At 72.2% G+C, this 25,574-nt stretch carries 20 protein-coding genes, 5 tRNA genes and 1 riboswitch; of the genes, 12 read left to right on the top strand and 13 right to left on the bottom strand.

What is annotated here, in order from left to right:
- Nucleotides 1-73 precede the first annotated feature (73 nt).
- Nucleotides 74-4,018, bottom strand: coding sequence for an ATP-dependent RNA helicase HrpA (gene hrpA / locus AB0947_RS25395; RefSeq protein ID WP_366752645.1), 3,945 nt, complete (start codon nucleotides 4,016-4,018; stop codon nucleotides 74-76).
- A gap of 87 nt (nucleotides 4,019-4,105) precedes the next feature.
- On the opposite strand from hrpA, the gene AB0947_RS25390 reads away from it, so the two are divergent.
- Entirely contained in the window at nucleotides 4,106-5,164 is a 1,059-nt protein-coding gene (locus tag AB0947_RS25390; RefSeq protein ID WP_366752644.1) for an ABC transporter permease, read from the top strand.
- Here the strand turns inward: AB0947_RS25390 and AB0947_RS25385 are convergent.
- The 5 genes from AB0947_RS25385 to AB0947_RS25365 form a co-directional block, all read right to left on the bottom strand.
- Nucleotides 5,161-5,481, bottom strand: coding sequence for a hypothetical protein (locus tag AB0947_RS25385; protein ID WP_366752643.1), 321 nt, complete (start codon nucleotides 5,479-5,481; stop codon nucleotides 5,161-5,163). The two genes, AB0947_RS25390 and AB0947_RS25385, sit on opposite strands and share 4 nt — an antisense overlap.
- A 103-nt stretch (nucleotides 5,482-5,584) precedes the next feature.
- Nucleotides 5,585-5,658 (bottom strand) — tRNA-Phe (locus AB0947_RS25380).
- A 24-nt stretch (nucleotides 5,659-5,682) separates the two neighbouring features.
- Nucleotides 5,683-5,757 (bottom strand) — tRNA-Asp (locus tag AB0947_RS25375).
- A gap of 36 nt (nucleotides 5,758-5,793) precedes the next feature.
- A tRNA-Glu gene (locus AB0947_RS25370) sits at nucleotides 5,794-5,866 on the bottom strand.
- 80 nt (nucleotides 5,867-5,946) lie between these two features.
- Nucleotides 5,947-7,473, bottom strand: coding sequence for a metallophosphoesterase (locus AB0947_RS25365; RefSeq protein ID WP_366752642.1), 1,527 nt, complete (start codon nucleotides 7,471-7,473; stop codon nucleotides 5,947-5,949).
- Between the two features lie 98 nt (nucleotides 7,474-7,571).
- Here AB0947_RS25365 and AB0947_RS25360 point away from each other — a divergent pair, with 98 nt between their 5' ends.
- The 5 genes from AB0947_RS25360 (at nucleotide 7,572) to AB0947_RS25340 (ending at nucleotide 12,905) form a co-directional block, all read left to right on the top strand.
- Nucleotides 7,572-7,922 carry a metallopeptidase family protein gene (locus AB0947_RS25360; RefSeq protein WP_058081062.1) on the top strand — a complete coding sequence of 117 codons (351 nt, stop codon included), beginning with the start codon at nucleotides 7,572-7,574 and terminating at the stop codon, nucleotides 7,920-7,922.
- 197 nt (nucleotides 7,923-8,119) lie between these two features.
- Nucleotides 8,120-8,632 carry a hypothetical protein gene (locus tag AB0947_RS25355; RefSeq protein WP_366752641.1) on the top strand — a complete coding sequence of 171 codons (513 nt, stop codon included), beginning with the start codon at nucleotides 8,120-8,122 and terminating at the stop codon, nucleotides 8,630-8,632.
- Nucleotides 8,633-8,871: 239 nt separating this feature from the next.
- Entirely contained in the window at nucleotides 8,872-11,070 is a 2,199-nt protein-coding gene (locus AB0947_RS25350; protein WP_366752640.1) for a DEAD/DEAH box helicase, read from the top strand.
- Nucleotides 11,071-11,227: 157 nt separating this feature from the next.
- A complete protein-coding gene (locus AB0947_RS25345) occupies nucleotides 11,228-12,733 on the top strand; it encodes an amino acid permease (RefSeq protein ID WP_366752639.1) in 1,506 nt (501 codons plus the stop codon).
- A 99-nt stretch (nucleotides 12,734-12,832) separates the two neighbouring features.
- Nucleotides 12,833-12,905: transfer RNA gene (locus AB0947_RS25340), tRNA-Lys, on the top strand.
- 131 nt (nucleotides 12,906-13,036) lie between these two features.
- Here the strand turns inward: AB0947_RS25340 and AB0947_RS25335 are convergent.
- Together AB0947_RS25335 and AB0947_RS25330 are read right to left on the bottom strand one after the other, a co-directional pair.
- Nucleotides 13,037-13,690, bottom strand: coding sequence for a hypothetical protein (locus AB0947_RS25335; RefSeq protein ID WP_366752638.1), 654 nt, complete (start codon nucleotides 13,688-13,690; stop codon nucleotides 13,037-13,039).
- A gap of 207 nt (nucleotides 13,691-13,897) precedes the next feature.
- The gene (locus tag AB0947_RS25330) at nucleotides 13,898-14,584 is read right to left on the bottom strand and encodes a TetR/AcrR family transcriptional regulator C-terminal domain-containing protein (RefSeq protein ID WP_366752637.1); all 687 of its coding nucleotides are present in this window, start codon (nucleotides 14,582-14,584) and stop codon (nucleotides 13,898-13,900) included.
- A 150-nt stretch (nucleotides 14,585-14,734) separates the two neighbouring features.
- On the opposite strand from AB0947_RS25330, the gene AB0947_RS25325 reads away from it, so the two are divergent.
- Both AB0947_RS25325 and AB0947_RS25320 read left to right on the top strand, forming a co-directional pair.
- Complete coding sequence (locus AB0947_RS25325) at nucleotides 14,735-15,331, top strand: NAD(P)H-dependent oxidoreductase (protein ID WP_366752636.1); 597 nt, start codon at nucleotides 14,735-14,737, stop codon at nucleotides 15,329-15,331.
- A 10-nt stretch (nucleotides 15,332-15,341) separates the two neighbouring features.
- A complete protein-coding gene (locus AB0947_RS25320; RefSeq protein WP_366752635.1) occupies nucleotides 15,342-16,784 on the top strand; it encodes a DHA2 family efflux MFS transporter permease subunit in 1,443 nt (480 codons plus the stop codon).
- Here AB0947_RS25320 and ribA read toward each other — a convergent pair.
- Nucleotides 16,781-17,425, bottom strand: a complete 645-nt coding sequence (gene ribA, locus AB0947_RS25315; RefSeq protein WP_366752634.1) for a GTP cyclohydrolase II — start codon at nucleotides 17,423-17,425, stop codon at nucleotides 16,781-16,783. The genes AB0947_RS25320 and ribA overlap by 4 nt on opposite strands.
- Before the next feature lie 129 nt (nucleotides 17,426-17,554).
- On the bottom strand, nucleotides 17,555-18,082 hold the full coding sequence (locus AB0947_RS25310) for a MarR family transcriptional regulator (RefSeq protein ID WP_366752633.1): 528 nt from the start codon (nucleotides 18,080-18,082) through the stop codon (nucleotides 17,555-17,557).
- A gap of 82 nt (nucleotides 18,083-18,164) precedes the next feature.
- On the opposite strand from AB0947_RS25310, the gene AB0947_RS25305 reads away from it, so the two are divergent.
- Entirely contained in the window at nucleotides 18,165-19,295 is a 1,131-nt protein-coding gene (locus tag AB0947_RS25305; protein WP_366752632.1) for a dihydrofolate reductase family protein, read from the top strand.
- Nucleotides 19,296-19,445: 150 nt separating this feature from the next.
- Here the strand turns inward: AB0947_RS25305 and AB0947_RS25300 are convergent.
- A tRNA-Met gene (locus tag AB0947_RS25300) sits at nucleotides 19,446-19,519 on the bottom strand.
- A 124-nt stretch (nucleotides 19,520-19,643) separates the two neighbouring features.
- Here AB0947_RS25300 and AB0947_RS25295 point away from each other — a divergent pair.
- From AB0947_RS25295 to AB0947_RS25285, 3 genes are all read left to right on the top strand, one after another.
- Nucleotides 19,644-20,864, top strand: a complete 1,221-nt coding sequence (locus AB0947_RS25295; RefSeq protein WP_366752631.1) for a PP2C family protein-serine/threonine phosphatase — start codon at nucleotides 19,644-19,646, stop codon at nucleotides 20,862-20,864.
- A 203-nt stretch (nucleotides 20,865-21,067) separates the two neighbouring features.
- Nucleotides 21,068-21,233: riboswitch (cyclic di-AMP (ydaO/yuaA leader) on the top strand.
- Between the two features lie 11 nt (nucleotides 21,234-21,244).
- Entirely contained in the window at nucleotides 21,245-22,282 is a 1,038-nt protein-coding gene (locus AB0947_RS25290) for a M23 family metallopeptidase (RefSeq protein ID WP_366752630.1), read from the top strand.
- A 96-nt stretch (nucleotides 22,283-22,378) separates the two neighbouring features.
- Nucleotides 22,379-23,323, top strand: a complete 945-nt coding sequence (locus AB0947_RS25285; protein WP_366752629.1) for an aldo/keto reductase — start codon at nucleotides 22,379-22,381, stop codon at nucleotides 23,321-23,323.
- 75 nt (nucleotides 23,324-23,398) lie between these two features.
- Here the strand turns inward: AB0947_RS25285 and AB0947_RS25280 are convergent, their stop codons facing one another.
- A complete protein-coding gene (locus tag AB0947_RS25280; RefSeq protein ID WP_366752628.1) occupies nucleotides 23,399-24,694 on the bottom strand; it encodes a PrsW family intramembrane metalloprotease in 1,296 nt (431 codons plus the stop codon).
- A 42-nt stretch (nucleotides 24,695-24,736) separates the two neighbouring features.
- On the bottom strand, nucleotides 24,737-25,570 hold the full coding sequence (gene trmB / locus AB0947_RS25275; RefSeq protein WP_366752627.1) for a tRNA (guanosine(46)-N7)-methyltransferase TrmB: 834 nt from the start codon (nucleotides 25,568-25,570) through the stop codon (nucleotides 24,737-24,739).
- Nucleotides 25,571-25,574 lie beyond the last annotated feature (4 nt).

Below are 25,574 nucleotides of genomic sequence, written 5' to 3'. Positions count from 1 at the left end.
GCGTTGCGCTGCGAGAAGAGACTGTACAGGAGGGTGAGCCCCCTGGTCGAACTCACCCTCCGTGCGGCAGCGGTTACGGGACGACGGCGTCGATCGCCTTGACGATCCGCTTGTCGGAGACGGGGTACGCCGTGCCCAGCGCGTGGGCGAAGTAACTGACCCGCAGCTCCTCCAGCATCCAGCGGATGTCCAGGACGTCGGCCGGCACCGGACGGCCCTTCGGGAGCTGCTCCAGGAGCCAGGCGTACTCGTCCTGCATCTCGTGGACCTTCTCCATGCGCGAGGTGTCCCGTTGGGCGTTCGTCGGCATCTGCTGCAGGCGCCGGTCCGCGGCCACCAGGTAGCGCATCAGGTCCGGCAGGCGCCGTATGCCCGCCCAGGTGACGAAGCCGGGCTTCACGAGGGCGTCCAGCTGCTTGCGGACGTCCGTCAGGTTCGCGAGCAGCGACGGGCTCCGCACGGCCTTCAGACGGCGCTCACACGCCTGCCAGGCGGCGAGGACCTGCTGCACCTGGGTGACCGTACGGACGGTGGTGTCCACGATCTCCGCGCGCACCTTGTCGTACAGCTTCCGGTACGACTCCTCGTCCCACGCCGGCCCCCCGAAGTCCGCGATCAGCTTGTCCGCGGCGGCCATCGCGCAGTCGTCGAACAGGGCCTGGATCGAGCCGTGGGGGTTGGCCGAGAGGGCGAGCTTCTGGGCGTTCGTCAGCTTCTCGGACGCGAACTTCGCGGGATTCACCGGGATGTTGCGCAGGATGAGCCGGCGGGTGCCCTTCCACATGGCCTCCGCCTGCTCCGCCTCCGTGTCGAAGAGGCGGACGGAGACCGTGTCGCCGTCGTCCACCAGCGCCGGGTACGCCTTGACCGGCTGGCCGGCCCGGCGTGTCTCGAAGACGCGGGTGAGGGTGCCGATGGTCCAGTCCGTCAGGCCCTTGCGCTCCAGGGACTCCCCGCCCTCGCGGGACGCGGTCGCCGCCGCGGCCTGCGACAGGGCCTGACGGGCCTTCGGCTTCAGCCGGAGCTTCAGCGCCTCCAGGTCCTTGTCCTCGGCCAGCTTCCGGCGCCGCTCGTCAACGATCCGGAACGTGATCTTCAAGTGGTCGGGGACCTTGGCCCAGTCGAAGTCCTCCGCCTCGAACGGAACGCCGACCATCCGCTTCAGCTCGCGCGCCATCGTGACGGTCAGCGGCTCCTGGAGGGGCACCGCCTTCTCCAGGAACGCCCTCGCGTAGTTCGGCGCCGGCACGTAGTTGCGGCGGATCGGCTTCGGCAGGGAGCGGATCAGCTCCGTCACCACCTCCTCGCGCAGGCCCGGGATCTGCCAGTCGAAGCCCTCGTCCGTGACCTGGTTGAGGACCTGGAGCGGGATGTGGACCGTCACACCGTCGGCGTCCGCACCCGGCTCGAACTGGTAGGTCACCCGGAACTTGAGCTGCCCCTGCCGCCAGGTGTCGGGATAGTCGGCCTTGGTGACCGCCTCCGCCGACTCCCGGATGAGCATCTCCCGCTCGAAGTCCAGGAAGTCCGGCTGCTCGTGCCGCTTCCGCTTCCACCAGGAGTCGAAGTGGGCGCCCGAGACGACGTGTTCGGGCACCCGCTGGTCGTAGAAGTCGAAGAGCGTGTCGTCGTCGACCACGATGTCGCGGCGCCGGGCGCGGTGCTCCAGCTCCTCGACCTCGCTGAGCAGCTTGCGGTTGTCGGCGAAGAACTTGTGGTGCGTGCGCCAGTCGCCCTCCACGAGCGCGTTGCGGATGAACAGCTCGCGGGAGACCTCGGGGTCGATCCGGCCGTAGTTCACCTTGCGCTGGGCGACGATCGGCACGCCGTACAGCGTGACCTTCTCGTACGCCATCACGGCCGCCTGGTCCTTCTCCCAGTGCGGTTCGCTGTACGTCCGCTTGAGCAGGTGCCCGGCCAGCGGCTCGACCCACTCCGGTTCGATCCTGGCGTTGACCCGCGCCCACAGGCGGCTCGTCTCCACCAGCTCGGCCGACATCACGAACTTCGGCTGCTTCTTGAACAGCGCCGAGCCCGGGAAGATGGCGAACTTGGCGTTGCGGGCGCCCAGGTACTCGTTCTTGTTGCCGTCCTTCACGTCCTTCATCCCGACGTGGGAGAGGAGGCCGGCGAGGAGGGAGACGTGGACGCGGTCGGCGGGGGCCTCGTCGTCGTTGAGGTGGATGCCCATCTGCTTGGCGACCGTGCGCAGCTGGGTGTAGATGTCCTGCCATTCGCGAATGCGCAGGAAGTTCAGGTACTCCTGCTTGCACATCCGGCGGAAGGACGACGAGCCGCGCTCGCGCTGCTGCTCGCGGACGTACCGCCACAGGTTGAGGTAGGCGAGGAAGTCGCTGGTCTCGTCCTTGAAGCGGGCGTGCTGCTGGTCGGCCTGGGTCTGCTTCTCGGCCGGGCGTTCGCGCGGGTCCTGGATGGACAGCGCGGCGGCGATGACCATGACCTCGCGGACGCAGCCGTTCTTGTCGGCCTCCAGGACCATCCGGGCCAGACGGGGGTCGACGGGCAGCTGGGCCAGCTTGCGGCCGGTCTCGGTGAGCCGCCTGCGGGGGTCCTTCTGCGCCGGGTCCAGCGCGCCCAGCTCCTGGAGGAGCTGCACGCCGTCGCGGATGTTGCGGTGGTCCGGCGGGTCGATGAAGGGGAACTTCTCGATGTCGCCGAGGCCGGCCGCGGTCATCTGGAGGATGACGGAGGCCAGGTTCGTCCGCAGGATCTCCGCGTCCGTGAACTCCGGGCGTCCGAGGAAGTCGTCCTCGGAGTACAGGCGGATGCAGATGCCGTCGGACGTACGGCCGCAGCGGCCCTTGCGCTGGTTGGCGCTGGCCTGGCTGACCGGTTCGATGGGCAGCCGCTGGACCTTGGTGCGGTGGCTGTAGCGGCTGATCCGGGCGAAGCCGGGGTCGATGACGTACTTGATGCCCGGCACGGTCAGGGAGGTCTCGGCGACGTTGGTCGCCAGAACGATCCTGCGTCCGGTGTGCGGCTGGAAGACCCGGTGCTGCTCGGCGTGCGAGAGCCGGGCGTACAGGGGCAGCACCTCGGTGAAGCGGTACTTCCTCTTCTCCAGCGCGTCCGCGGTGTCCCGGATCTCCCGCTCGCCGGAGAGGAAGACGAGGATGTCGCCCGGGCCTTCGGCCTGGAGTTCCTCGACGGCGTCGCAGATGGCGGTGATCTGGTCCCGGTCGGCGTCGTCCGAGTCCTCTTCCAGGAGCGGCCGGTAGCGCACCTCCACGGGATACGTCCGCCCGCTGACCTCGACGATCGGGGCGTCGCCGAAGTGCCGGGAGAAGCGCTCCGGGTCGATGGTCGCCGAGGTGATGACGACCTTCAGGTCGGGCCGCTTCGGCAGCAGCTGGGCCAGGTAGCCCAGCAGGAAGTCGATGTTGAGGGACCGCTCGTGGGCCTCGTCGATGATGATCGTGTCGTAGGCGCGCAGCTCGCGGTCGGTCTGGATCTCGGCGAGCAGGATGCCGTCCGTCATCAGCTTGATGAAGGTGGCGTCCGGGCTCACCTGGTCGGTGAACCGCACCTTCCAGCCGACGGACTCGCCGAGGGGCGTCCTCAGCTCCTCCGCGACCCGCTCGGCGACGGTCCGGGCGGCGATCCGGCGGGGCTGGGTGTGCCCGATCATGCCGCGCACGCCCCGGCCCAGCTCCAGGCAGATCTTCGGGATCTGGGTGGTCTTCCCGGAACCGGTCTCACCGGCCACGATGACGACCTGGTGATCACGGATGGCGGCCGCGATCTCGTCCTTCTTCTGGCTGACCGGCAGCTGCTCGGGGTAGGTGACGGCCGGCACGCGTGAGCGCCGCTCGGCCATCCGGGCCTCGGCCTTGCCGATCTCGCCGTCGATCTCGGCGAGGACGGCGGCCTGGGCCTCCGGCTTACGGATCTTGCGTGCGCCCTCCAGCCGCCGCCCGAGCCGGTGCGCGTCGCGCAGCGACAGCTCGGTCAGACGGGGTGCGAGGGTGCCGAGGGCGGGGGCGGGATGCGTAGACATACGCGATCCAGGATCTCACCTGGGGCGAAAAACAAGCGAACGATTTGACCGGGGCGGGATGTCGCGGCATGACCTAGCGTGGTCGATATGCCTGATTCCCCTCACGGAGACCACGGCCGTCCCCCGACCCGCGCGGAGCGCTGGGCGGCGTTCAAGGCATCCCCCTTCCTCCCCGCCACCGTCCTGCTCCTGATCATCTCCGCCGCGGCCGGCTTCTTCGCCGGGTCCTACACGTACGCCATGGCGAACCCGACCCCGCACAGCATCCCCACGGCGGTGACGGGCGCCTACGACCGGCCCGCGGCCCGCCGGTTCGTCGACGGCATGGAGAAGGCGCTCGGCGCCTCCCTGAAGCTGCGGCCGTACGGCAGCCGGGAGGACGCGGTACGGGCGGTGGACCAGCAGGAGGTCTTCGCGGTGGTCGACGCGCCCGCCGACGGCCGGACGATCACCCTCGACGTGTCGGGGGCCTCCGGCGCGACGGTGGCGCAGGTGCTGGGGGAGACGGCGTTGAAGGTCGGCAAGGCCACCGGCATCACCGTGGTGCTCCACGACCTGAAACCGTTGCAGAGGGGCGACCCGAGAGGACTGGCCATCTTCTACATCTCCCTGGCCGCCGTGATCATCGGATTCGTCGGCGCCATCCAGCTCAGCGTGCACGCGTCGGCGCTGAACCCGCTGGAGCGGATCTGCTTCACCGTCGCCTACGCCCTGCTCGGCGGGTTCACGATCGCCGCGGTGGTGGACTGGCTGCTGGAGGCGGTGCGGCTGCCGTTCGTGGAGTCCTGGGCGATCCTCACCTTCACGATGTTCACCTCGGGCATGGTCTTCACGATGTTCAACACCCTGTTCGGGCGCTGGGCCATGCTGCCGACGTGGGGGCTGATGGTGCTGCTGGGCAACCCCTCGTCCGGCGGTGCCGTCTCCTGGCCCCTGCTGCCGTCGGTGCTGGGGACCATCGGCCGCTGGCTGCCGCCCGGTGCCTCGGTGAACGCCCAGCACACGGCGGTGTACTTCCGCGGGCACCAGCACGCGTTCCCGTTCCTGGTGCTGGCGGGCTGGGCGGTCGTCTCCTGCACGGTCTTCGTGATCTGGCGGCACCGCCACCCGGGCGGCAGACCGAGACAGCCCGCGCACGCGGCCTAGGGGGTGCGCTGGGCGGGCGGGGCCGGCGGGGTGGCCTCGGTGTGCCGGCGGGCCGGGCCGTTCCCGAGGGCGATCGACCTCGCGGTGTTGGAGACGGCCTTGATGCCCAGGTAGGCGGTGGTCGTGCTGCTGACGGCGGTGAACGCGGCGGTGAGGATGCCGACGATCACCGCCTTGTCCCCGTCGAGCTGCCACACACCGAACACGGCGACCGCGGCGATCGCCAGATTGCTGACGACGACCGCGAGCAGCCCGTACCGGGCCCGGTCCTTCTCCAGCTCGGTGTCCTGCGTCGCTCTGTCCTGGTCCCGGCCCATGTCTCCCCCGCTGAACTTGGTCCCCGACTGAACTTGGCCCCGATACAGAGAGCCCCTCTCCGGTGATCCTGGAGAGGGGCTCATGCCCTGGTAAGGGCGGCTGTGGCTGGGGCCGGGGTCGAACCGGCGACCTTCCGCTTTTCAGGCGGACGCTCGTACCAACTGAGCTACCCAGCCACGGTGTTTCACGTGAAACACCAGCGGTCCTGACGGGATTTGAACCCGCGGCCTCCACCTTGACAGGGTGGCGAGCACTCCAAACTGCTCCACAGGACCAAGCTTGCGTGCAACAGTGTCGCACACGGTATTGCGTGCCCCCAACGGGATTCGAACCCGTGCTACCGCCTTGAAAGGGCGGCGTCCTAGGCCGCTAGACGATGAGGGCTATCGGCCCGCCTGGGCGCTTCTCAGCGCGTCGGGGACGTGAGAAGCATATGGGATGGCGAGGGGTATCGCCAAAACGGTTCACGGCGAGGTGCTGGGAGGGGTCGGGGAAGGGGACCGTGAGCTGCCGGTGGCGCCCGGCTGGTTGTCGTCCGCCAGATGGCGGCTGACCTCGGCCGTCGTGAGCCCCAGGCCGCCCAGCTTGATCGCGTCCCACGCCTGCAGCCTGCGGCTGTCCCGGTCGAAGTAGAGGATCGAGGCCTCGATCGGGGCCGGGTACTGCCGCTCCACCGCCCGCAGCCCGCTGCCGCCGGTCGAGCCCTCCATGCGCAGCCGGGTGCCGTACCGCAGCAGCTCCGTCCCCTCGTGGTGCAGATGCCCGCACAGCACCAGCGGCACCGTGCCGTCCGTCTCCCGGGCGGCGGACGGCTCGTGCGCGATCGCCACGTCCACGGGCGTGCCGGCCGTCCGCTGATCGCGCAGGGCGCTGGCCAGCCGGTCGCCCGCCAGCTGCTCGGACGCGGCACTGCCGGGCGCGGTCGAGCGGTCGGGGGTGAACTGCGGATCACCGATGCCCGCGAAGCGCAGGCCCGCCACCGTCTCCGCCCGCCCGTCGTCCAGGACGCGCACGTTCTTCATGCGCTCCAGGTAGCGCTGGGTCGTCCGCGAGTCATGGTTGCCGCGCACCCAGACGTACGGCACGCCCAGGTCCCGGATCGGGTCGAGGAAGCCGTTCTCCGCCGCCGTACCGTGATCCATCGTGTCGCCGGAGTCGACGATGACGTCCACCTTGTACTGCTCCACCAGCGAGCCGATGATCTTCCAGCTCGCCGGGTTCAGGTGGATGTCCGACACGTGCAGGACGCGGATCGTGGAGGGGTCCGGCCGGTAGGCGGGGAGGGTGGAGGTGACGTCGTAGAGCTTCGTCACGTTCGTCACCAGGCGTGCCAGTTCCTTCTGGTAGACGTCGAACTCCGTGACGATGCTGCGGGCGTTGCCGACCACCGACGGCGCCGAGCTGAGCAGCCCGGAGAAGCGCGGCTCCAGGACCGACTTCGGATTCCAGGTGGCGTACGCCGACGCGGCGGACGCGGCCAGCAGGGCCAGGGCCAGCCCGCCGGCGGCCACGGCCCGGCGCGGGCGGCGGTACACGGCGAGGCCGAGGGCCGTGGCCCCGGAGACCACGGCGACGCAGGAGCGCACGGCCAGGTCCAGCGTGCCGTGCTCGACGTCCCGGGTGACCTCGTCCTGGAGACCGGAGAGCCGCTCGGGGTGGTCGACCAGCGCCTGCGAGCGGAGCGGGTCCAACTGGTCGACGTTCACGTCCAGGCGGACCGGCGCCACGTGGCTGTCCAGGCTGAGCGAGCCCAGCGGGGACACGTTGATCTTCGTGCCGCCGCTGAGGGAGGGGCGCAGCGCCATCGTCGTGTCCATCGGGCCGACCGGGGCCCGGACGTTGCCGACGATCAGCAGGCCCAGCCAGGCGCCGACGAGGACGACCGTGGTGAGACCCAGGGCCCGCAGCCAGGGGCTGGGGCGGGCGGCGAGTTCCAGGACGGGCAGGGGGCGGCGGGCGGGGCGCGGGCGGTTCGGGGTCCGGTTCAGCATGGTGCTCAGGGCTGCGACGGGGACGCGGGACGTGCCATTGGTGCCGTATGCCCAGGTCTCCTGGTGGATATGCGGCGGTGTTACCGGACAATGACCCTGTGCTGGAGATGACGCGCGAGGAGTTCGAGGAACTGGTCGCCGAGGCGCTCGACCGGATTCCGCCGGAGCTGACGCGGCTCATGGACAACGTGGCCGTGTTCGTGGAGGACGAGCCGCCCGCCGACGACCCCGAGCTGCTCGGGCTCTACGAGGGCACCCCGCTCACCGAGCGGGGCGAGTGGTACGCCGGTGTCCTGCCGGACCGGATCACCGTCTACCGCGGTCCCACGCTGAGGATGTGCGACAGCCGCGAGGACGTCGTCGCGGAGACCGAGGTGACCGTGGTGCACGAGATCGCCCACCACTTCGGAATCGACGACGCCCGCCTCCACGCCCTCGGCTACGGCTGAGCACGCCGTCGCGGGCGGGTGATGAAGCACGCGTGATGCCCTGGCCGCGGGGCCAGGCGCCCGGTTCCTGTGGGCGGATGGGTGACCGCAGGGGCGGGCGGGGTCATGTGTGCCCGGTGGGGCGGGACGCGTGTCCTCCTGTGGGTGGCTGGAGTTGGGGAGGTTGACTCCTTTCCTTGCCCCCGGAGGTGGCCACCGTGCGCCCCTTGTACGTACCCGTCCGTCTCGCCGCCGCGGCACTGGCCGTCACCGCCGCCGCCGGCTGTGTGAGCGTGGGCGACGACGCGGGCCGGGCCCGGCCCTCCCACTCGGCGGGGCAGCGCGGCGGCGAGGTGCCCGACGGCGGCCCGGTGGCCGGCGCGGGCGGCTTCGCCGGGGAAGGCGGCGGGGCCGGTGACGGCAAGCACGGGCACGGCGGCAGGGCGAAGCGGGGGAAGAAGGGCGCGGCGTCGGCCACCCCGTCCGCCGCGCGCAGCGCCTCCCGGGCACCGGCCGAGCCGGGCGAGACCGTCGAGCCCGGCGAGCCGGTGCCGACGAACGCGCCGCCGACGCCCCCGGTGACCTCCGCCCCGCCCGAGCCGCCGGCCTCCACCCCGCCGCCGCCCGTCTCCGAGCCTCCGTCGGCCGAGCCCTCCTCGTCGGCGCACGAGGAGACGGGCCCCCAGCTGGTCCAGCGGGAGCCGGCGCCGGCGGCGGGCGTACCGGCGTAGACGCGTGCGTGCGGCCGGACGGCGAGTGTGAGCTGTGCCTCTGCGGCTCCATTTGCCTTCGGGGGTGGTAGGTGCGTATGGTGGTAGATCGTTTGATCCCATTTGCCCGGCGCCACCACAGAGCGCGCCGTGTGGCGCGTACTCTCCTTTGCCGTGGCGGACCGCATCGAGGCGGTCGTGAGCGATTCACGGAGTTGACGGGCGCGTGCCGAAGAGACTCCGGAAGGTTTCGCATTCGCATGTCCGTGTCCAGCACTGACCAGTTCGTCGTGTCCGAGAACGAGATCGAGATCGAGAACACCATCGAGATCGAGAACGCACTCGTCGACGAGACGACCGAGGTCACCGAGGCCCCCGAGGCCGCTGACACCCCCCAGACCACCTTCGCCGACCTCGGCCTCCCCGAGGGCATCGTGCGCAAGCTCGCACAGAACGGCGTGACGACCCCCTTCCCGATCCAGGCCGCGACCATCCCGGACGCCCTGGACGGCAAGGACATCCTCGGCCGTGGCCGCACCGGCTCCGGCAAGACCCTCTCCTTCGGCCTGCCGACCCTGGCCCGGCTGGCCGGCGGCCGTACCCAGAAGCACAAGCCGCGCGCGGTCATCCTCACCCCGACCCGTGAGCTGGCCATGCAGGTCGCCGACGCCCTCCAGCCGTACGGCGACGTCCTCGGCCTGAAGATGAAGGTCGTCTGCGGCGGCACCTCCATGGGCAACCAGATCTACGCCCTGGAGCGCGGTGTCGACGTCCTCGTCGCCACCCCGGGCCGGCTGCGCGACATCATCAACCGCGGCGCCTGCTCCCTGGAGGACGTGCGGATCGCCGTCCTGGACGAGGCCGACCAGATGTCCGACCTGGGCTTCCTGCCCGAGGTCACCGAGCTGCTCGACCAGGTCCCGGCCGACGGCCAGCGGATGCTCTTCTCCGCCACGATGGAGAACGAGATCCAGACCCTGGTCGACCGCTACCTGAACAACCCCGTCTCCCACGAGGTGGACGCGGCCCAGGGCGCGGTGACGACCATGTCGCACCACATCCTCATCGTGAAGCCCAAGGACAAGGCGCCGGTCACCGCCGCGATCGCCTCCCGCAAGGGCCGCACGATCATCTTCGTCCGCACCCAGCTGGGCGCCGACCGCGTCGCCGAGCAGCTGCGCGAGGCCGGCGTGAAGGCCGACGCGCTGCACGGCGGCATGACCCAGGGCGCCCGTACCCGCACCCTGGCCGACTTCAAGGACGGCTACGTCAACGTCCTGGTCGCCACCGACGTCGCCGCGCGCGGCATCCACGTCGACGGCATCGACCTGGTGCTCAACGTGGACCCGGCCGGCGACCACAAGGACTACCTGCACCGCGCGGGCCGTACCGCCCGTGCGGGCCGCACCGGCACGGTCGTGTCGCTGTCCCTGCCGCACCAGCGGCGCCAGATCTTCCGCCTCATGGAGGACGCCGGCGTCGACGCGGCCCGCCACATCATCCAGGGCGCCGCCGCCTTCGACCCGGAGGTCGCCGAGATCACCGGCGCCCGCTCCATGACCGAGGTCCAGGCCGAGTCCGCCGCCAACGCCGCCCAGCAGGCCGAGCGCGAGGTCGCCCAGCTCACCAAGCAGCTGGAGCGCGCCCAGCGCCGCGCGACCGAGCTGCGCGAGGAGGCCGACCGGCTGGTCGCCCGGGTGGCCCGCGAGCGCGGCGACGACCCCGAGGCAGCGGTGGCCGAGGCGCAGGCGACGGCGGCGGAGCAGCTCGCCGTGGCCGAGGAGCCCGTGCAGCGCGAGACCGAGCGCGAGGAGCGTCCGGCGGCCTCGGCGCCGTACGAGCGCCGGGAGCGGCGGAGCTTCGACCGCGACCGTGGCTCCGAGCGCCGTGACGACCGCCGGGATGACCGCCGTGACGACCGTGGTGGCCGTTCCTTCGAGCGCCGCGAGGACCGCGGCGACCGTCGCCCGTTCGACCGCGACCGTGGTTTCGACCGCCGTGACGACCGCCGTGACGACCGGGGCGGCCGTTCCTTCGAGCGCCGCGACGACCGTCGTCCGTTCGACCGCGACCGGGACCGCGACCGTGGTTTCGAGCGTCGTGACGACCGCCGTGACGACCGCGGTGGCCGTGGTTTCGAGCGCCGCGACGACCGCCGCGACGACCGGGGCGGCCGTTCCTTCGAGCGCCGCGACGACCGGGGCGAGCGCCGTCCGTTCGACCGCGACCGTGGTTTCGAGCGTCGTGACGACCGCCGTGACGACCGGGGCGGCTTCCGCCGTGACGAGCGCGGTGGCCACCGGGGCAGCGACCGTCCGTTCAACCGCGACCGCCGCGACGACCGCCCGGGCTTCCGGTCCGCCGGTCACGACCGCCCCAACGGCCGTCGTGACGACCACCGCGGCACCGGCTCCTTCGGCCGTCGCGAGGACAAGCCGCGCTGGAAGCGCAACGGCTGACACGGCAACGGCTGACACGGCGTCGGCTGACGCCGGGTGAGACAGGGCGAGGGCCCGTACGACACCGTTCGTACGGGCCCTCGCGCGTACCCGGGCCATCGATGTCCGGTCGGCGAGTGACGCATGTCACGCATCCGGTGGGGGAATTGCTGGGGGCATGACAGATGACGAGAGCGCCGGTGGCCTGTCGGACGAGGAACGGCTGGCCCAGCTCGGCTACACCCAGGTCCTCGCCCGCCGGATGTCGGCGTTCTCGAACTACGCCGTCTCCTTCACGATCATCTCGGTGCTGTCCGGCTGCCTGACCCTGTACCTCTTCGGCATGACCACCGGCGGCCCCGCGGTGATCACCTGGGGCTGGGTGGCCGTGGGCCTGATGACACTGTTCGTGGGCCTGTCGATGGCCGAGATCTGCTCGGCCTACCCGACCTCGGCGGGCCTGTACTTCTGGGCGCACCGCCTGGCGCCCCCGCGTTCGGCGGCGGCCTGGGCGTGGTTCACGGGCTGGTTCAACGTGCTGGGGCAGGTGGCGGTGACCGCCGGCATCGACTTCGGCGCGGCCTCCTTCCTCGGCGCCTGGCTGAACCTCCAGTTCGGCTTCCGGGTGACCCCCGGCCGCACGGTGCTGCTGTTCGCGGCGATCCTCCTCCTGCACGGTCTGCTGAACACCTTCGGCGTCCGGATCGTCGCGTTCCTGAACAGCGTGAGCGTGTGGTGGCACGTCCTCGGTGTCGCGGTGATCGTCGGCGCGCTGGCGTTCGTCCCCGACCACCACCAGTCGGCGTCCTTCGTGTTCACGCACTTCGTCAACGAGACGGGCTGGGGCAGTACCCCGTACGTGGTGCTCCTGGGTCTGCTGATGGCCCAGTACACGTTCACCGGCTACGACGCCTCCGCCCACATGACCGAGGAGACCCACGACGCGGCCACCGCGGGCCCGAAGGGCATCGTCCGCTCCATCTGGACGTCGTGGATCGCGGGCTTCGTCCTCCTGCTGGGCTTCACGTTCGCGATCCAGTCGTACGGCGGTGCCCTCACCTCCCCCACCGGCGCACCGCCCGCCCAGATCCTCCTGGACGCCCTCGGCGCCACGGCCGGCAAGCTCCTGCTGCTGGTGGTGATCGGGGCCCAGCTCTTCTGCGGCATGGCCTCGGTCACGGCCAACAGCCGTATGATCTACGCCTTTTCTCGGGACGGCGCGCTGCCCTTCTCGCACGTCTGGCACACGGTCAGCCCGCGCACCCGGACCCCGGTGGCGGCGGTGTGGCTGGCCGCGCTCGGCGCCCTGGCCCTGGGCCTGCCGTACCTGATCAACACGACGGCCTACGCGGCGGTGACGTCCATCGCGGTGATCGGCCTGTACATCGCGTACGTCATCCCGACCTTCCTCCGCGTCCGCAAGGGCACCGCGTTCACCCCCGGCCCCTGGCACCTGGGCCGCTGGTCCCGCCCCATCGGGGTGGTCTCGGTGACCTGGGTGCTGGCGATCACCGTCCTGTTCATGCTGCCGCAGGTCTCCCCGGTCACCTGGGAGACGTTCAACTACGCCCCGGTCGCCGTCCTGGTCGTCCTCGGCTTCGCGGCGACCTGGTGGCTGGCCTCCGCCCGCCACTGGTTCCTCACCCGGCGCCCCGCCCCGGCTCCCATCCCGGCCGAAAAGTAACCATCCCCCCGCACCGGCACCACCCGACGCGGCCGTGTCCCCGATACCCGATCGGCGACACGGCCTCGTCCGGCTATGCTCGGACAGGCAACATCGCACGGGCCGTTAGCTCAATTGGCAGAGCAGGGGACTTTTAATCCCTTGGTTGTGGGTTCGAGTCCCACACGGCCTACCGTCCGCGGGCCCGGGGATCACCCCGTGCGTCCCGCGGCACAGCGCCCGGGACGGCTTCGGCCGGCTCGGGCGCCGTCGCGTTCCCGGGGCGCCTGCGCCGCCGGTACGCCCGTGCCGGCCCCCGACCCGTCAGTACCTCTGCGCCTTGGCCAGCCGGGCGGTCAGGTGGGGCTCGGGAGGCTTGTGGCTGATGGCGTAGCGCTCCGCCTTCTGCCCCGGCTTGACGTTCTGCGCCCCCACGACGACGGTCTCCACGACCTTGCCGTGGGAGTCGCTGAAGTCCACCTGGACCGCGAAGGACGCGGGCTTGTCGGTGCGGTTGGTCATCGTGACGAGGAGGGCGCGCACGTTGTGGGTCTGCGACAGGGGGACGCCCGTCATGGAGACGTCGTTCGTCGCGTTGCCCCGCCCCTTCACCTTGGCGAGCTGCTTCTGGGCCTCCGCGCGGGCGCGTTCCGTCTCCGCGGACACGGATGCCTCGAACTCGGACGCGCGGGCGGAGGCGGACGCGGCCGCGGCGGAGGCGGAGCGGCTGGCCTCCGCCTTCTTCGACTCCGACCAGGACGACATGCCGGACGGCGCGGTGCCGGAGAAGTTCGACGTGGCGGGTGCGGTCGGGGTGCGGGTGGCGGCACCGCCGCCGTTGCCGTTGCCGGTGCCGCAGGAGGCGACGGCCAGCACACCGGTGAGCGCCGCGCCCATGCCGTACACGAGGGGTCTCGGGCGCGGGCGTCTGGCGCGGGACGGCTCGGTGTCCTGGCCGGTCACGTTGGATTCCGACACGGCGACCTCCACGGTGATGCGGGCAGTGGACAGCGGGCAGCGGACACGGTGCCCGGTCGGTCCTGGTACAGACCACAAACATGGTCATACAAGGTGAGGTCCCGCGCGATCCGGCGCAGGGGGAAGAGCCGGCACAGACGGTGCGGAACGGTGCGGAACGGTGCGGAACGGTGCGGTCCGGGCCCGGCCCGGCCGGCGCGGCTCCCGCTACTTCGCCCCGTACGCCCTGAGGAACGCGCTCACCCCGGCCCTGAGCAGACGGTCCGTCTCCGCTTCCGGCAGGGGCAGGACGCCGTAATGGGTCGTCTGGATGATGCGGTGCGAGATCAGGGCCGTGAAGTGGCCGGCGGCCACGCCCGCGTCGCCGTGCAGGTCCAGCAGGCCGGCGTCTTCGAGGTGGGCCATCGCCTCGGTGAGGGCCCGGCCGACCGGTTCCGGGCCGGCCTCGTGCCACGCCTTGAGGACCTCGGGCGGGACGTGGTCGGCCTCCGCGTGGATGTGCCGGACCAGGGCGAAGTGGTTCGCGTAGTCGCTCATGAGCCCGTGGAAGGCGCGGGCCAGCGCGACCAGGTCGCGTTCCAGGTCGCCGGGGCGGGGTGGGCGCCGCGGGTCCAGTACGGCGTGCAGGCGCGCCAGTTGGGCGTTCCGGACCTCGCTCGACGTCCAGGTCACGACCGTCTGGAAGAGCTGGGCCTTGCCGCCGGGGAAGTGGTTGTAGAGCGTGCGGGTGGAGACGTCGGCCGCGGCGGCGAGCGCGTCGACCGAGGCGCGGGCGTAGCCCTCGCGGCCGAAGACCGTGCAGGCCGCGCTCGCGATGGCCATCTGCTTCTGCCGTTTGCGGGGTGACACCTCGTCCCGTGCCCGTGTCGGCCGGGACTCGTTCGTCTCGCCCACGCCTGCCGCCCTTTCCGTCGTGACCCCGGGCCACTCTAGCCGAAGTACAACGACCGTTGTAATTTTTACAACGCTCGTTGTACTTTCATGGCGAGGCGGTCACCGGAACCGGTCACCGCCGGACCGGCATTCGTCACAAGGGGGACAACTGTGTCCGTTTCCGATGCGCTTCGCGTCACCGTCATCGTCGGCAGCGTGCGTGAGGGCCGGCTGGGGAGGGCCGTCGCCGACTGGTTCCTCACCACGGCCGCCGCCGACCCGGGCCTCGACCTCGACGTCATCGACCTCGCCGGGGTGGACCTGCCGCTGGTGCTGCCCGGCTGGGGCGGCACCCCGGGCCCCGAGGCCGTCGCCGCGCTGCGGGACGTGTCACCGCGGCTCGCCGCCGCCGACGCGTTCGTGATCGTCACCCCCGAGTACAACCACAGCTTCCCGGCGGCCCTGAAGAACCTCATCGACTGGCACCACCGCGAGTGGCAGGCCAAGCCGGTCGGCTTCGTGTCGTACGGCGGTCTCGGCGGCGGGCTGCGCGCGGTGGAGCAGCTCCGGCTGGTCTTCGCCGAACTGCACGCCGTGACCGTGCGCGACTCGGTCAGCCTGCACGGGCCCTGGTCCGGCCTGGACGAGGACGGCACCCCGCGCGACGCCGACGTGAGCGCGGGCGCGGCCAAGGGCATGCTCGGCCAGCTCACCTGGTGGGGCCGGGCCCTGCGGACCGCGCGCGCCGAGCGCCCCTACGCGGGCTGAGGGGGCTGCGATGAGCAGGCTCCGGTCCGCCGGTTCCGCCCGGCCCGTTCCCCCCGCCGGCGTGGCGGGCCCTGCCGCGGCCTCCCCGGCCGTCCTCCACCGGGTCGTCACCGTCGTCGTCCTCGGCACGACCATGTCCGTGCTGGACATGACGATCGTCAACGTCGCGCTGCGCCGCCTCTCGGAGTCCTTCGGCGCCCCGCTGGAGACCATCCAGTGGACCGCGACCGCGTACACCCTCGCGCTCGCCGCGGTCATCCCGGCCGCCGCGTGGGCGATGGGCCGCGCCGGCGCCAAGCGGACGTACATGACCGCCCTCGCCCTGTTCACGCTGGGCTCGCTGCTCGCCGCCTGCGCCTGGGACGCGGGGAGCCTGATCGCGTTCCGCGTGGTGCAGGGGCTGGGCGGCGGCCTGCTGCAGCCCGTCGGCATGGCGATGGGCATGCGGGCCGCGGACCGGGCCCGGCTCGGCCGGGCGATGGGCCTGCTGGGGCTGCCCATCCTGATCGGCCCGGTCGCCGGTCCGGTGCTCGGCGGCCGGCTGGTGGACGCCGCGTCCTGGCACTGGATCTTCCTGATCAACCTGCCCGTCGGCGCCCTGGCCCTGGTGCTGGCGGCCCGGCTGCTGCCCCGGGACGCCCCGGAGGCCCGTGGCCGCGACCTGCCCCGGCTGGACGTTCCCGGCCTGCTGATGCTCTCGCCCGGTCTGGCCCTGCTGCTGTACGGCCTGGCGCGGGGCGGTGAGGGCGGGGACTTCACGGCACCCGGCGCGCTGCTGCCGACGCTCGCCGGCGCCGTCCTCGCGGCGGCCTTCGTACGGCGGGCACTCACCGTCCGCGCGCCGCTGCTGGACCTGCGGCTGCTGCGGGAGCGCACCTTCGCCGCAGGTATCGGCACGCTCGCCCCGTTCACCTGCGGCTACTTCGGATCGATGCTGCTCGGGCCGCTGTACTGGCAGCAGGAGCGGGGCCTGAGCGCGACGGCGGCCGGGCTGCTCGGGGCGCCGACCGGGCTGGTGGTCGGGGTGACGATGCAGATCGCGGCCCGGCGGATCGACACGGCGGTGCCGCGCCGGCTGATCACGGCCGGCTGTGCGGTGGCCGCCCTCGGAATGGGCCTGATGGCCTGGCAGACCGGCACGGCGGGGGTCGCGCCCTGGCGGGTCGTCGTCGCGGGCATGGTGATGGGTGTCGGCGCCGGGATGACGCTGATGCCGGCGATGACCACCGCGACCCGTGGCCTGCCCCCGGACCGGCTGCCCGGAGCCAGCACCGCGCTGAGCATCAACGCCCAGCTCGCCGCGTCGGTCGGTACGGCCCTGCTGTCGGTGGTGCTGGCCGCGGCGGGCCCGTCACCGGCCAGCTTCCGGCTCACGTACGCCGTGACGGCCGCCCTGCTCGCCGTCGCCGTCCTCTCCGCCCTCCGGCTCCCCGGCCGCCCCGCCGCCGGCTAGCCCGCAGTCAGCTCGGTCAGCTCCGTCAGTTCCGCCAGCGGCAGGGTGTGCTGGGTCTGGAGCACCTTCGCGCGCAGGTAGCGGACGTTGTGGGCGGTGGTGAAGACACCGGTCGGCACCCGGTCCCGTACCGCGATCCCCAGCGAGCGCAGCTGTTCGGCCTTGTCGGGGTTGTTGGAGAGCAGGTCGAGCTCGGTGATGCCGAGGGCGCCGAGCATCTGGGCGGCTGCCGTGTAGTCGCGGGCGTCCTCCGGCAGGCCGAGGGCGGCGTTCGCCGCGTAGGTGTCGAGCCCCTCGTCCTGGAGGGCGTACGCGTCGAGCTTGTTGTAGAGGCCGATGCCCCGGCCTTCCTGGCGGAGGTAGAGCAGGACGCCGCCGCGGCCGGCGATGCGCTCGACCGCCTCGCGCAGCTGAGGTCCGCAGTCGCAGCGGGCCGAGCCGAAGACGTCCCCGGTCAGGCACTCGGAGTGCAGGCGCACCAGCGGGACGGGGCCGGGGTCGCCGAGGACGACGGCGAGGTGTTCCCGGCCGTCGGTGAGGCCGTGGAAGGTGACGAGTTCGGCGTCGGTGCCGTAGCCGTCGGCGAAGCGCAGCGGTACCCGGACGCGGGCGCGCGGGATGGCGGCGGGGATGTCGGGCATGCGGGTCCTCCGAGACAGTTGCTTCAGATTTGAAGCAGCGGTTCGCAGGGACCCTACCTCTGCTTAAAAGTTAAAGCAATCGCGGACCCGGCGGCCCGGCCCGCTCGGCAGGACGCCCGGGGGCCCCGCTCAGGAGGATGCCGAGGGCGATGAGCACGACGAACGGCGCCGCCAGGGGACGTCCTCGGCGCCGCACCGGTCGTCCTCGCCCTGCAGCCCGCGCGCGATCCCCGTGCAGATCTCCTCGAGCTGCCCCACCTGCTCCGGGGTCAGCCGGTCGAACAGGGTGCTGCGGACCGTCTCGACGTGCCCGGGCGCCGTACGCTCCAGGACGGCCACCCCCTCGTCCGTCAGCACGGCGAGCGAGCTGCGCTTGTCCCAGCGGCAGTTCTCCCGGCGCACCAGGCCGTCCCGCTCCAGCCGGGTCACCACGTACGTGAGCCGGCTGCGGGTGATCTTCAGCGTCTCGGCGAGATCGGTCATGCGCAGCCGCCGGTCGGGGGCGTCGGAGAGGTTGGCCAGCACCGAGTAGAACAGGTGCGGCATGCCGCCCTCCTGCTGGAGCTGCCGGTCGATGGCGTCCTCCAGGAGACGGGAGGCGGCCATGTAGGCGCGCCAGGCGCGCTGCTCGTCGGGCGTGAGCCAGCGGGTCGTCATGCCCCCAGTGTAAGTTTGTTTAAAACTTGAACCAGCTCGTCCGCCGGACGGGTGAGCTCCGCCTCCGGAAGAGAGGGCGCCGATGCCCCTGCCGTACGTGCTGCTGTCCGCCGCCGTCTCCCTCGACGGTTACCTGGACGACACCGGCCCCGACCGCCTGCTGCTGTCCAGCCCGGCCGACTTCGACCGGGTCGACGCGGTACGGGCCTCGGCCGACGCGATCCTCGTCGGCGCCGGGACGATCCGCGCCGACAACCCCCGCCTGCTGGTCAACTCCGCCGAGCGGCGCGCGGAGCGGGTGGCGCGGGGTGAGCCGGAGTACCCGCTGAAGGTCACGGTCACGGCCACCGGCGACCTCGATCCGGACGCCAGGTTCTGGCACACCGGCGGCGACAAGATCGTCTACACCACCGACCGGGGCGCCGAGCGGGCCGCCCGCCGCCTCGGGCGCAGCGCCGACGTCGTCCCGCTCGGTCCCGACCTGGACTGGCGGGCCCTGCTGGAGCACCTCCACGACGTGCGCGGCGTCGGCCGCCTGATGGTGGAGGGCGGCGGCACGGTCCACACCCAGCTGCTGCACCAGGGCCTCGCCGACGAACTCCAGCTGGTCCTCGCCCCGCTGTTCGTCGGCGATCCCGCGGCGCCCCGCCTGTTCGGGCCGGGGGCCTACCAGCCCGGACGGCTGCGCCTGCTCGACACCCGCCGGATAGGGGACGTCGTGCTCGTGCGGTACGTGCCGACGGCCCCCGGCACCGGGCCGGTCGCCACCGCCGCCGACCGCCACTGGCTGCGGACCGCCTGTGAACTGGCGGCGCTGTGTCCGCCGTCGGAGACGGCGTTCAGCGTCGGTGCGGTGGTCGTGGCCGCCGACGGCACGGAGCTGGCCCGCGGCCATTCGCGGGAGGGCGCCGATCCCGTCGTCCACGCGGAGGAGGCGGCGCTCGCGAAGATCGGCGCGGACGACCCGCGGCTGGCCGGTGCCACCGTGTACAGCAGCCTGGAGCCCTGTGCCCGGCGTGCGTCCCGGCCGGCACCCTGCGCCGAGCTGATCCTCCGGGCGGGGGTGCGCAGGGTGGTCACCGCCTGGCGTGAGCCGGACACGTTCGTGGCGGCGGCCGACGGAAGCGGGGTCCTGGCCTCCCGGGGCGCGCGGGTCGTCGTGCTGCCCGAGCTGGAGGAGCTGGCCAAGGCACCGAACGCCCATCTGCTGTGAGCGCCCGCCCGCCCGCCGGGGTGCCTGGCGGGCGGGCGCGGGTGCGTCGCGGCCGGTCGCGCGGCTCCCCGCGCCCCCGCGGGGCGCCGCAGTGGGCCGAGAACGACTCAGGGCCCGGAATCCTGGGGATTCCGGGCCCTGCGCCTTCAGTAGCGGGGACAGGATTTGAACCTGCGACCTCTGGGTTATGAGCCCAGCGAGCTACCGAGCTGCTCCACCCCGCGTCGTTGTGACTCCAGTGTACGCCATGCGCGGGACCGCTCGCACACCCCTTTCGGCCCACACCGGTCGCCGCCCGCCCCGGGGCCCGGAAACCTGGAGGTACGTCGGACAAGCGGGAGACACGCGGTGCGCCCTGGAAAGGTGGAGGACAGCCTGTACGCCAGGGCGGGCGGCCGGCTCCCCGGCGACCCCGTGCCCGACCCGGGGCTCGGTGACGAACCGGTGCCGGCGCGCGCCCGCCGCCGCCCGAGCCCCCGCGCCCTGGCCCGCGCCCTGCCCGCCCTGCTCGTCGTCTGCGGTGTCCTGTACGGCCTGCTCGCCCCGGACGACTTCACCGCCGTCCCGTTCTTCACCGCGGCCCCGCTGGTCGCCGCGCCCCTGTCCTCGCTGCGCACCACCGTCCTGACCGGTCTCCTCTCCCTCGCCGCCGCCTACGCCGTGCACACCCACGCCGGGGCCCATCCCGCCGTGGGCACCCTCACCGACGTGGTCACCGTCGCGACGGTCGCCCTGCTGGCCGTCGCCATCAACCGGGTGGTCCGGCGGGGCGACCGGCGGCTCGCCTCCGCCCGCGAGATCGCCGAGGCCGCCCAGCGGGCCGTCCTGCCGGAACCGGACGAGCGGATCGGCGGCTACGAGATCGCGGCCTGCTACGAGGCGGCACGGCAGGACGCGTTCATCGGCGGCGACCTGTACGCCGTGCAGGACAGCCCCTACGGCGTCCGGCTGGTCGTCGGGGACGTGCGCGGCAAGGGCATGGGCGCGGTCGCCGCGGTGGCCGTGGTGATCGGCGCGTTCCGGGAGGCGGCCGAGCAGGAGGCCACGCTGGAGGCGGTCGCCGGGCGGCTGGAGCGGGCGCTGGCCCGCGAGGGCACCCGGCGCGACGGGATCGACGCCTTCGAGGGGTTCACCACCGCGGTCCTCGCCGAACTCCCGCACGGCGACGGCCTCGTACGGATCGTCAACCGCGGCCATCCGCCGCCGCTGCTGCTGCACGCCGACGGCACCCTGCGCACCCTGGCGCCCGCCGAGCCCGCGCTGCCGCTCGGCATGGGCGACCTCGGCATGTGGCCGGACAGGGCCACCGAGACCGCCTTCCCGAGCGGCGCGACCCTGCTGTTCCACACCGACGGCCTGTCCGAGGCCCGGGACGCCCACGGCCGGTTCTACGACCCCGAACGGCGGCTCGCCGGGCGCGCCTTCGCCGGCCCGGCCGCGCTGGTCGGCCGGCTCGCCGAGGAGGCGCGCCGGTACTCCGGGGGCGGCATGGCCGACGACATGGCGCTGCTCGCCGTGCGGCGGCCCGGACCGTCACCGAAGGTGACCGGGCGACCGCCGTGCGCATAACATCTGAGTCACCATCAAAACCGAAAGTGACTGCTGAACGGGCCGGACGCTCGGTCAACTCGCCCGTTTTGGCGGAGTAGTGGCCGATAGCTCCGCCGGTAAAGACGTGAATGATCAAGCCGAACGGCTTGGAAAGTGACTGTCGGGTCTATTAACGTTCGATAACGCAGCGCGGTCGTCACAGCCGTCACAAGAGGCGGCTCCGTGCGCACGCGCCGAATCCCGCGAGGGAGCCGGGGAACCACCACCCTGGGGTGAATCACGCGAATGCCGTCGTGAACTCGTCGAGTCCACGACCGGTATACGCGCGTAGGAGACCTTCCTGCTCCGAACCCGTCAGCTAACCCGGTAGGCGAAAGGAAGGAAAGGAGTACGCCCGCGTGGCGTCCAACCGGCCTGCCCCAGAAGCCCCGTACATACCGGCTCAGCGCGAGCCCGAGACCTTCGGGTACGGCGCCTACCGCGCCGAGGAGGGCCCCTGGGAGGAGTGGAACCCCACCGAGGAGTCCGTCGCCCCGGTGCGCGGCCGGCATCGCGTCGCCAAGCAGCGCGGCGGCTTCGCGCGCAGCTCCACCGTCCTGGGCGTCGGCGTCATGGCCGCGGTCGGCGCGGGCGGCATGGCCAGCGCCAACACCGGCAAGCCGCCGGTCTCCCTCTCCCTGCCGGACCTGCCCTCGGTCGGCTCCCTCTTCCACGACCACTCGGCCGACTCCCACCCGGCCGAGGCCGCCACGGCCACGCTGAGCACCGTCGGTGTGACCACGGCCGCCGGCGAGGACAGCGCCGACGCGGGCGAGGCACTGCGCAACCGGATCATGGCCCAGGCCGAGCAGCAGCAGGGCCAGGCCCAGAGCAGGGCCACCGCCGCCGCGGTCGCCGCCGCCGAGAAGCAGAGCGCCGACGCCGCCGCCCAGGCCGAGAAGGAGGCCGCCGCCCAGGCCGCCGCGGCCAAGGAGAAGGCGGAGGCCGCCGCCGCGAAGAAGGCGGAGGAGGAGCGGCTGGCGAAGCTGGCCGAGCAATACACGCTGCCCACCTCCTCGTACACGATCACCTCGACCTTCGGCCAGGCCGGCGGGATGTGGTCCTCCGGCTACCACACTGGTCTCGACTTCGCCGCCCCCACCGGCACCCTGATCAAGGCCGTGCACAGCGGCACGATCACCGAGGCGGGCTGGGCCGGCTCCTACGGCTACCGCACCATCCTCACCCTGGACGACGGCACCGAGCTGTGGTTCTGCCACCAGTCCTCGATCAGCGTCTCCGTCGGCCAGAAGGTCACCACCGGCGAGGTCATCGGCCGCGTCGGCGCCACCGGCAACGTCACCGGGCCGCACGTCCACATGGAGGTCCACCCCGACGGCCAGCCCACCGGCATCGACCCGATGGCGTGGCTGCGCGGCAAGGGCCTCAACCCCTGACGGTCCCGTCCCGCGCAGGGACCTTTGCGAGATCTTGACGGGGACTCCGTGCCGGCGGCGGGATGCGATCACCCGCCGCCGGTGTTGCCTTGACGTATGACATCGCTTCGTAAACTCGGCTCTTCCGATTTCGAGGTCTTCCCGCTCTCCCTCGGTGGCAACGTCTTCGGCTGGACCGCCGACGAACAAGCCTCCTTCGCCGTCCTCGACGCCTACACCGCCGCGGGCGGCAACTTCATCGACACCGCCGACTCCTACTCCGCCTGGATCGAGGGCAACCAGGGCGGCGAGTCGGAGACGATCATCGGCAAGTGGGTCAAGGCCCGCGGCAACCGCTCCGAAGTCGTCATCGCCACCAAGGTCAGCCAGCACCCGGAGTACCAGGGCCTGTCCGCGGCCAACATCAAGGCCGCCGCCGACGCCTCCCTGCGCCGGCTGGGCACCGACCACATCGACCTCTACTACACCCACTTCGACAAGCCCGAGGTGCCGGTCGAGGAGATCATCGGCGCGCTGGACGAGCTGGTGAGGGCCGGGAAGGTCCGGCACATCGCCGCGTCCAACATCAGCCCCGAGCGGCTGCGGGCCTCCCTGGACTTCTCCGACCGCGAGGGCCTCGCCCGCTACGTCGCCGTCCAGCCGCACTACAACCTGGTCTCCCGGGACACCTACGAGGGCCCGCTGCAGGACCTCGTCGCCCGCGAGGGCCTGTCCGCCGTCCCGTACTTCTCCCTCGCCTCGGGCTTTCTCACCGGCAAGTACCGGCCCGGTACGACCGTCGACAGCGCCCGCGCCGAAGGAGCCCGGAAGCACGCGGAGTCCGAGCGCGGCCAGAAGGTCCTCGCGGCCCTGGACGAGATCGCCGCGGCCCACGGGGCCCCCGTCGCCACGGTGGCCCTGGCCTGGCTCGCCGCCCAGCCCACGGTCACGGCCCCGATCGCCTCGGCGAGGACGGTGGAACAGCTCCCGGCGCTGCTGGGGGTCGCGGAGCTGGAGCTGACGGAGGCCGAGGTGACCCGGCTGACGGAGGCGTCCGCCTAGCTGCGGTCTTTCCTCTGGATCATCCCGGCACCGCGCGGCCCGGCGGTGCCGAAGAAACCCCGTCAGCCCCCGGGACTACGTCCGGTACGGGTTGTACGCGGGGTACGGCACCGCCGGATACCCGTACGGCGCCGGCCCCCAGAACACCGGCGCGGGAACCGACGCCCTGCTCGCGTACTCCAGCGCGGGCCGGGCCACGTCCCTGCGCTTCCACAGCTCGTCCAGCAGCTCACGCTCCCGGACGACGAAGTCGGGGCCGGCCTTGCCCCCGCGCCCCCGGTGCCGCAGGAACGCCAGCGAGGTCGCGTACGCCTCGTACCGGGCCACCTCCCGCGCGGCCTGGCGCCCGTGGTGGTGCCGGGCGTAGTCCCGGGCCATCCGGCGCGCCCGCATCGACCCGAGCGCGAACGGCTCGGCCGGGCCCAGCCACCCGGCCAGCACGTACGTGGGCAGCTCCGCCCGCACGGTCCGCAGCTCCCGCTGCCGGGTCCAGACCGCCAGCCAGGTCACCACCGCGAACACGGGCACCATGAAGGCGCCGTAGACGGCGAAGAAGCCGTACTCGCCGAAGGTGGAGGAGCCGTTCCAGAAGGCGTGCATGCTCATCGCGAGCAGCAGCCCCACCACCGGCAGCAGCACCCGCCGCACGTGCTGCCGCTCGGCGGACAGCGCGGCGACGCCGAAGCCGATGCCGGTGAGGACGGTGAACAGGGGGTGCGCGAACGGGGACATCACGATGCGCACGAAGAAGGTGGCGGCGGTGACGGAGGCGATGCCGCGGTCGCCGGTGAGCTGGTCGGTCCCGAAGGCCGTACCGAGGTAGAGGATGTTCTCGGTGAACGCGAACCCGGTGGCGGTGACGCCCGCTATCACCACCCCGTCCACGATCCCGGTGAAGTCACGCCGGCGGAAGAGGAACACCAGCAGGACGGCGGCGGCCTTCGCGGACTCCTCCACGATCGGCGCTATCACGGTGGCGCCCAGCGTGTCGGCACTGGCCGGGTCCGCGGTCGAGGTGGCGATCCACTTGGTCGCGAAGCTGTTGGCCACGATGGCTATCAGCGCCGCCGCGCAGGCCCCCCAGGCGAAGGAGAAGACCAGATTCCGCCAGGGGCCCGGCTCCACCCGGTCCAGCCACCGGAAGGCGGCCATCAGCCAGGGCACGGGCAGTACGGCCAGTCCGAGGCCGACGAGGAAGCCCTCCGTGCCCGTCTGCCGCCGTACGAGCGCGAGGATGACCAGGCCGGACAGGGCCAGCAGGGAACTCAGTGCCCCGTACCGCACCCACCGGCGCTGCCACCAGTGCGGGTGGCGCAGCACACCGTCGCCGGGGCGCGGGGGGTACGTCGGAAACGGAGGACTGGTGGCCACGGCATCGACCCTAACGGTGGCGGGACGAGGGGCTGGAGCGGATTATCGGCCCAGCTCAGCGGTGCTGTGCGGGACGCGCCGGAACAGCAGGTCGTTCACCACATGACCCTTGTCCAGTCCCTGTCCCTCGAAACGGGTCAGCGGCCGGAACTCCGGGCGCGGCGCGAAACCGCCGTCCGGCTGGGTGTTCTCGAAGCCGGGGTGGGCGGTGAGCACGTCCAGCATCTGCTCGGCGTACGGCTCCCAGTCGGTCGCGGAGTGCAGGAGCGCGCCCGGCCTCATCCGGGACGCGGCGAGCGTCAGGAACTCGGGCTGGATGAGCCGCCGCTTGTGGTGCCGCTTCTTGGGCCAGGGGTCGGGGAAGTAGACCCGCAGCCCGTCCAGCGCGTCCGGGCGGAGCATCTCCCGGAGCAGGATGATCGCGTCGCCGTTGCCCACCCGGACGTTGGACAGGCCGTTGCGGTCGGCCAGACCCAGCAGGTTGCCCTGGCCGGGGGTGTGCACGTCGACGGCCAGGATGTTGGTGTCCGGGTCGCCGGCGGCCATCCGCGCGGTGGCCTCGCCCATCCCGAACCCGATCTCCAGGACCACGGGACGGTCGTTGCCGAACAGCTCGGCGAGGTCGATCACCCGCTGCCCGTCGATGTCCAGCCCCCACTTGGGCCACAGCCGCTGCAACGCGTCGGCCTGCCCGGCCGTCACCCGGCTCCGCCGCGGCTGGAAGCTGCGGATCCGCCGCTCGAAGTGGGACCCGGCCGGATCGGCCTTGGGCCCGTCGGGAAAGCGCGGCTCGCCCTTGGCCCGGGTGTGCCGGACGGGGACACCGGGGTCGTGGGGGGCCGGGGGCGGGGCGGGGGGGTTCAGGGAGTCAGACACAGTA

The organism is Streptomyces sp. NPDC047841, from assembly GCF_040704085.1.
GTDB lineage: Bacteria > Actinomycetota > Actinomycetes > Streptomycetales > Streptomycetaceae > Streptomyces > Streptomyces argyrophylli.
This window is presented reverse-complemented; position numbering and strand designations above follow the sequence as displayed.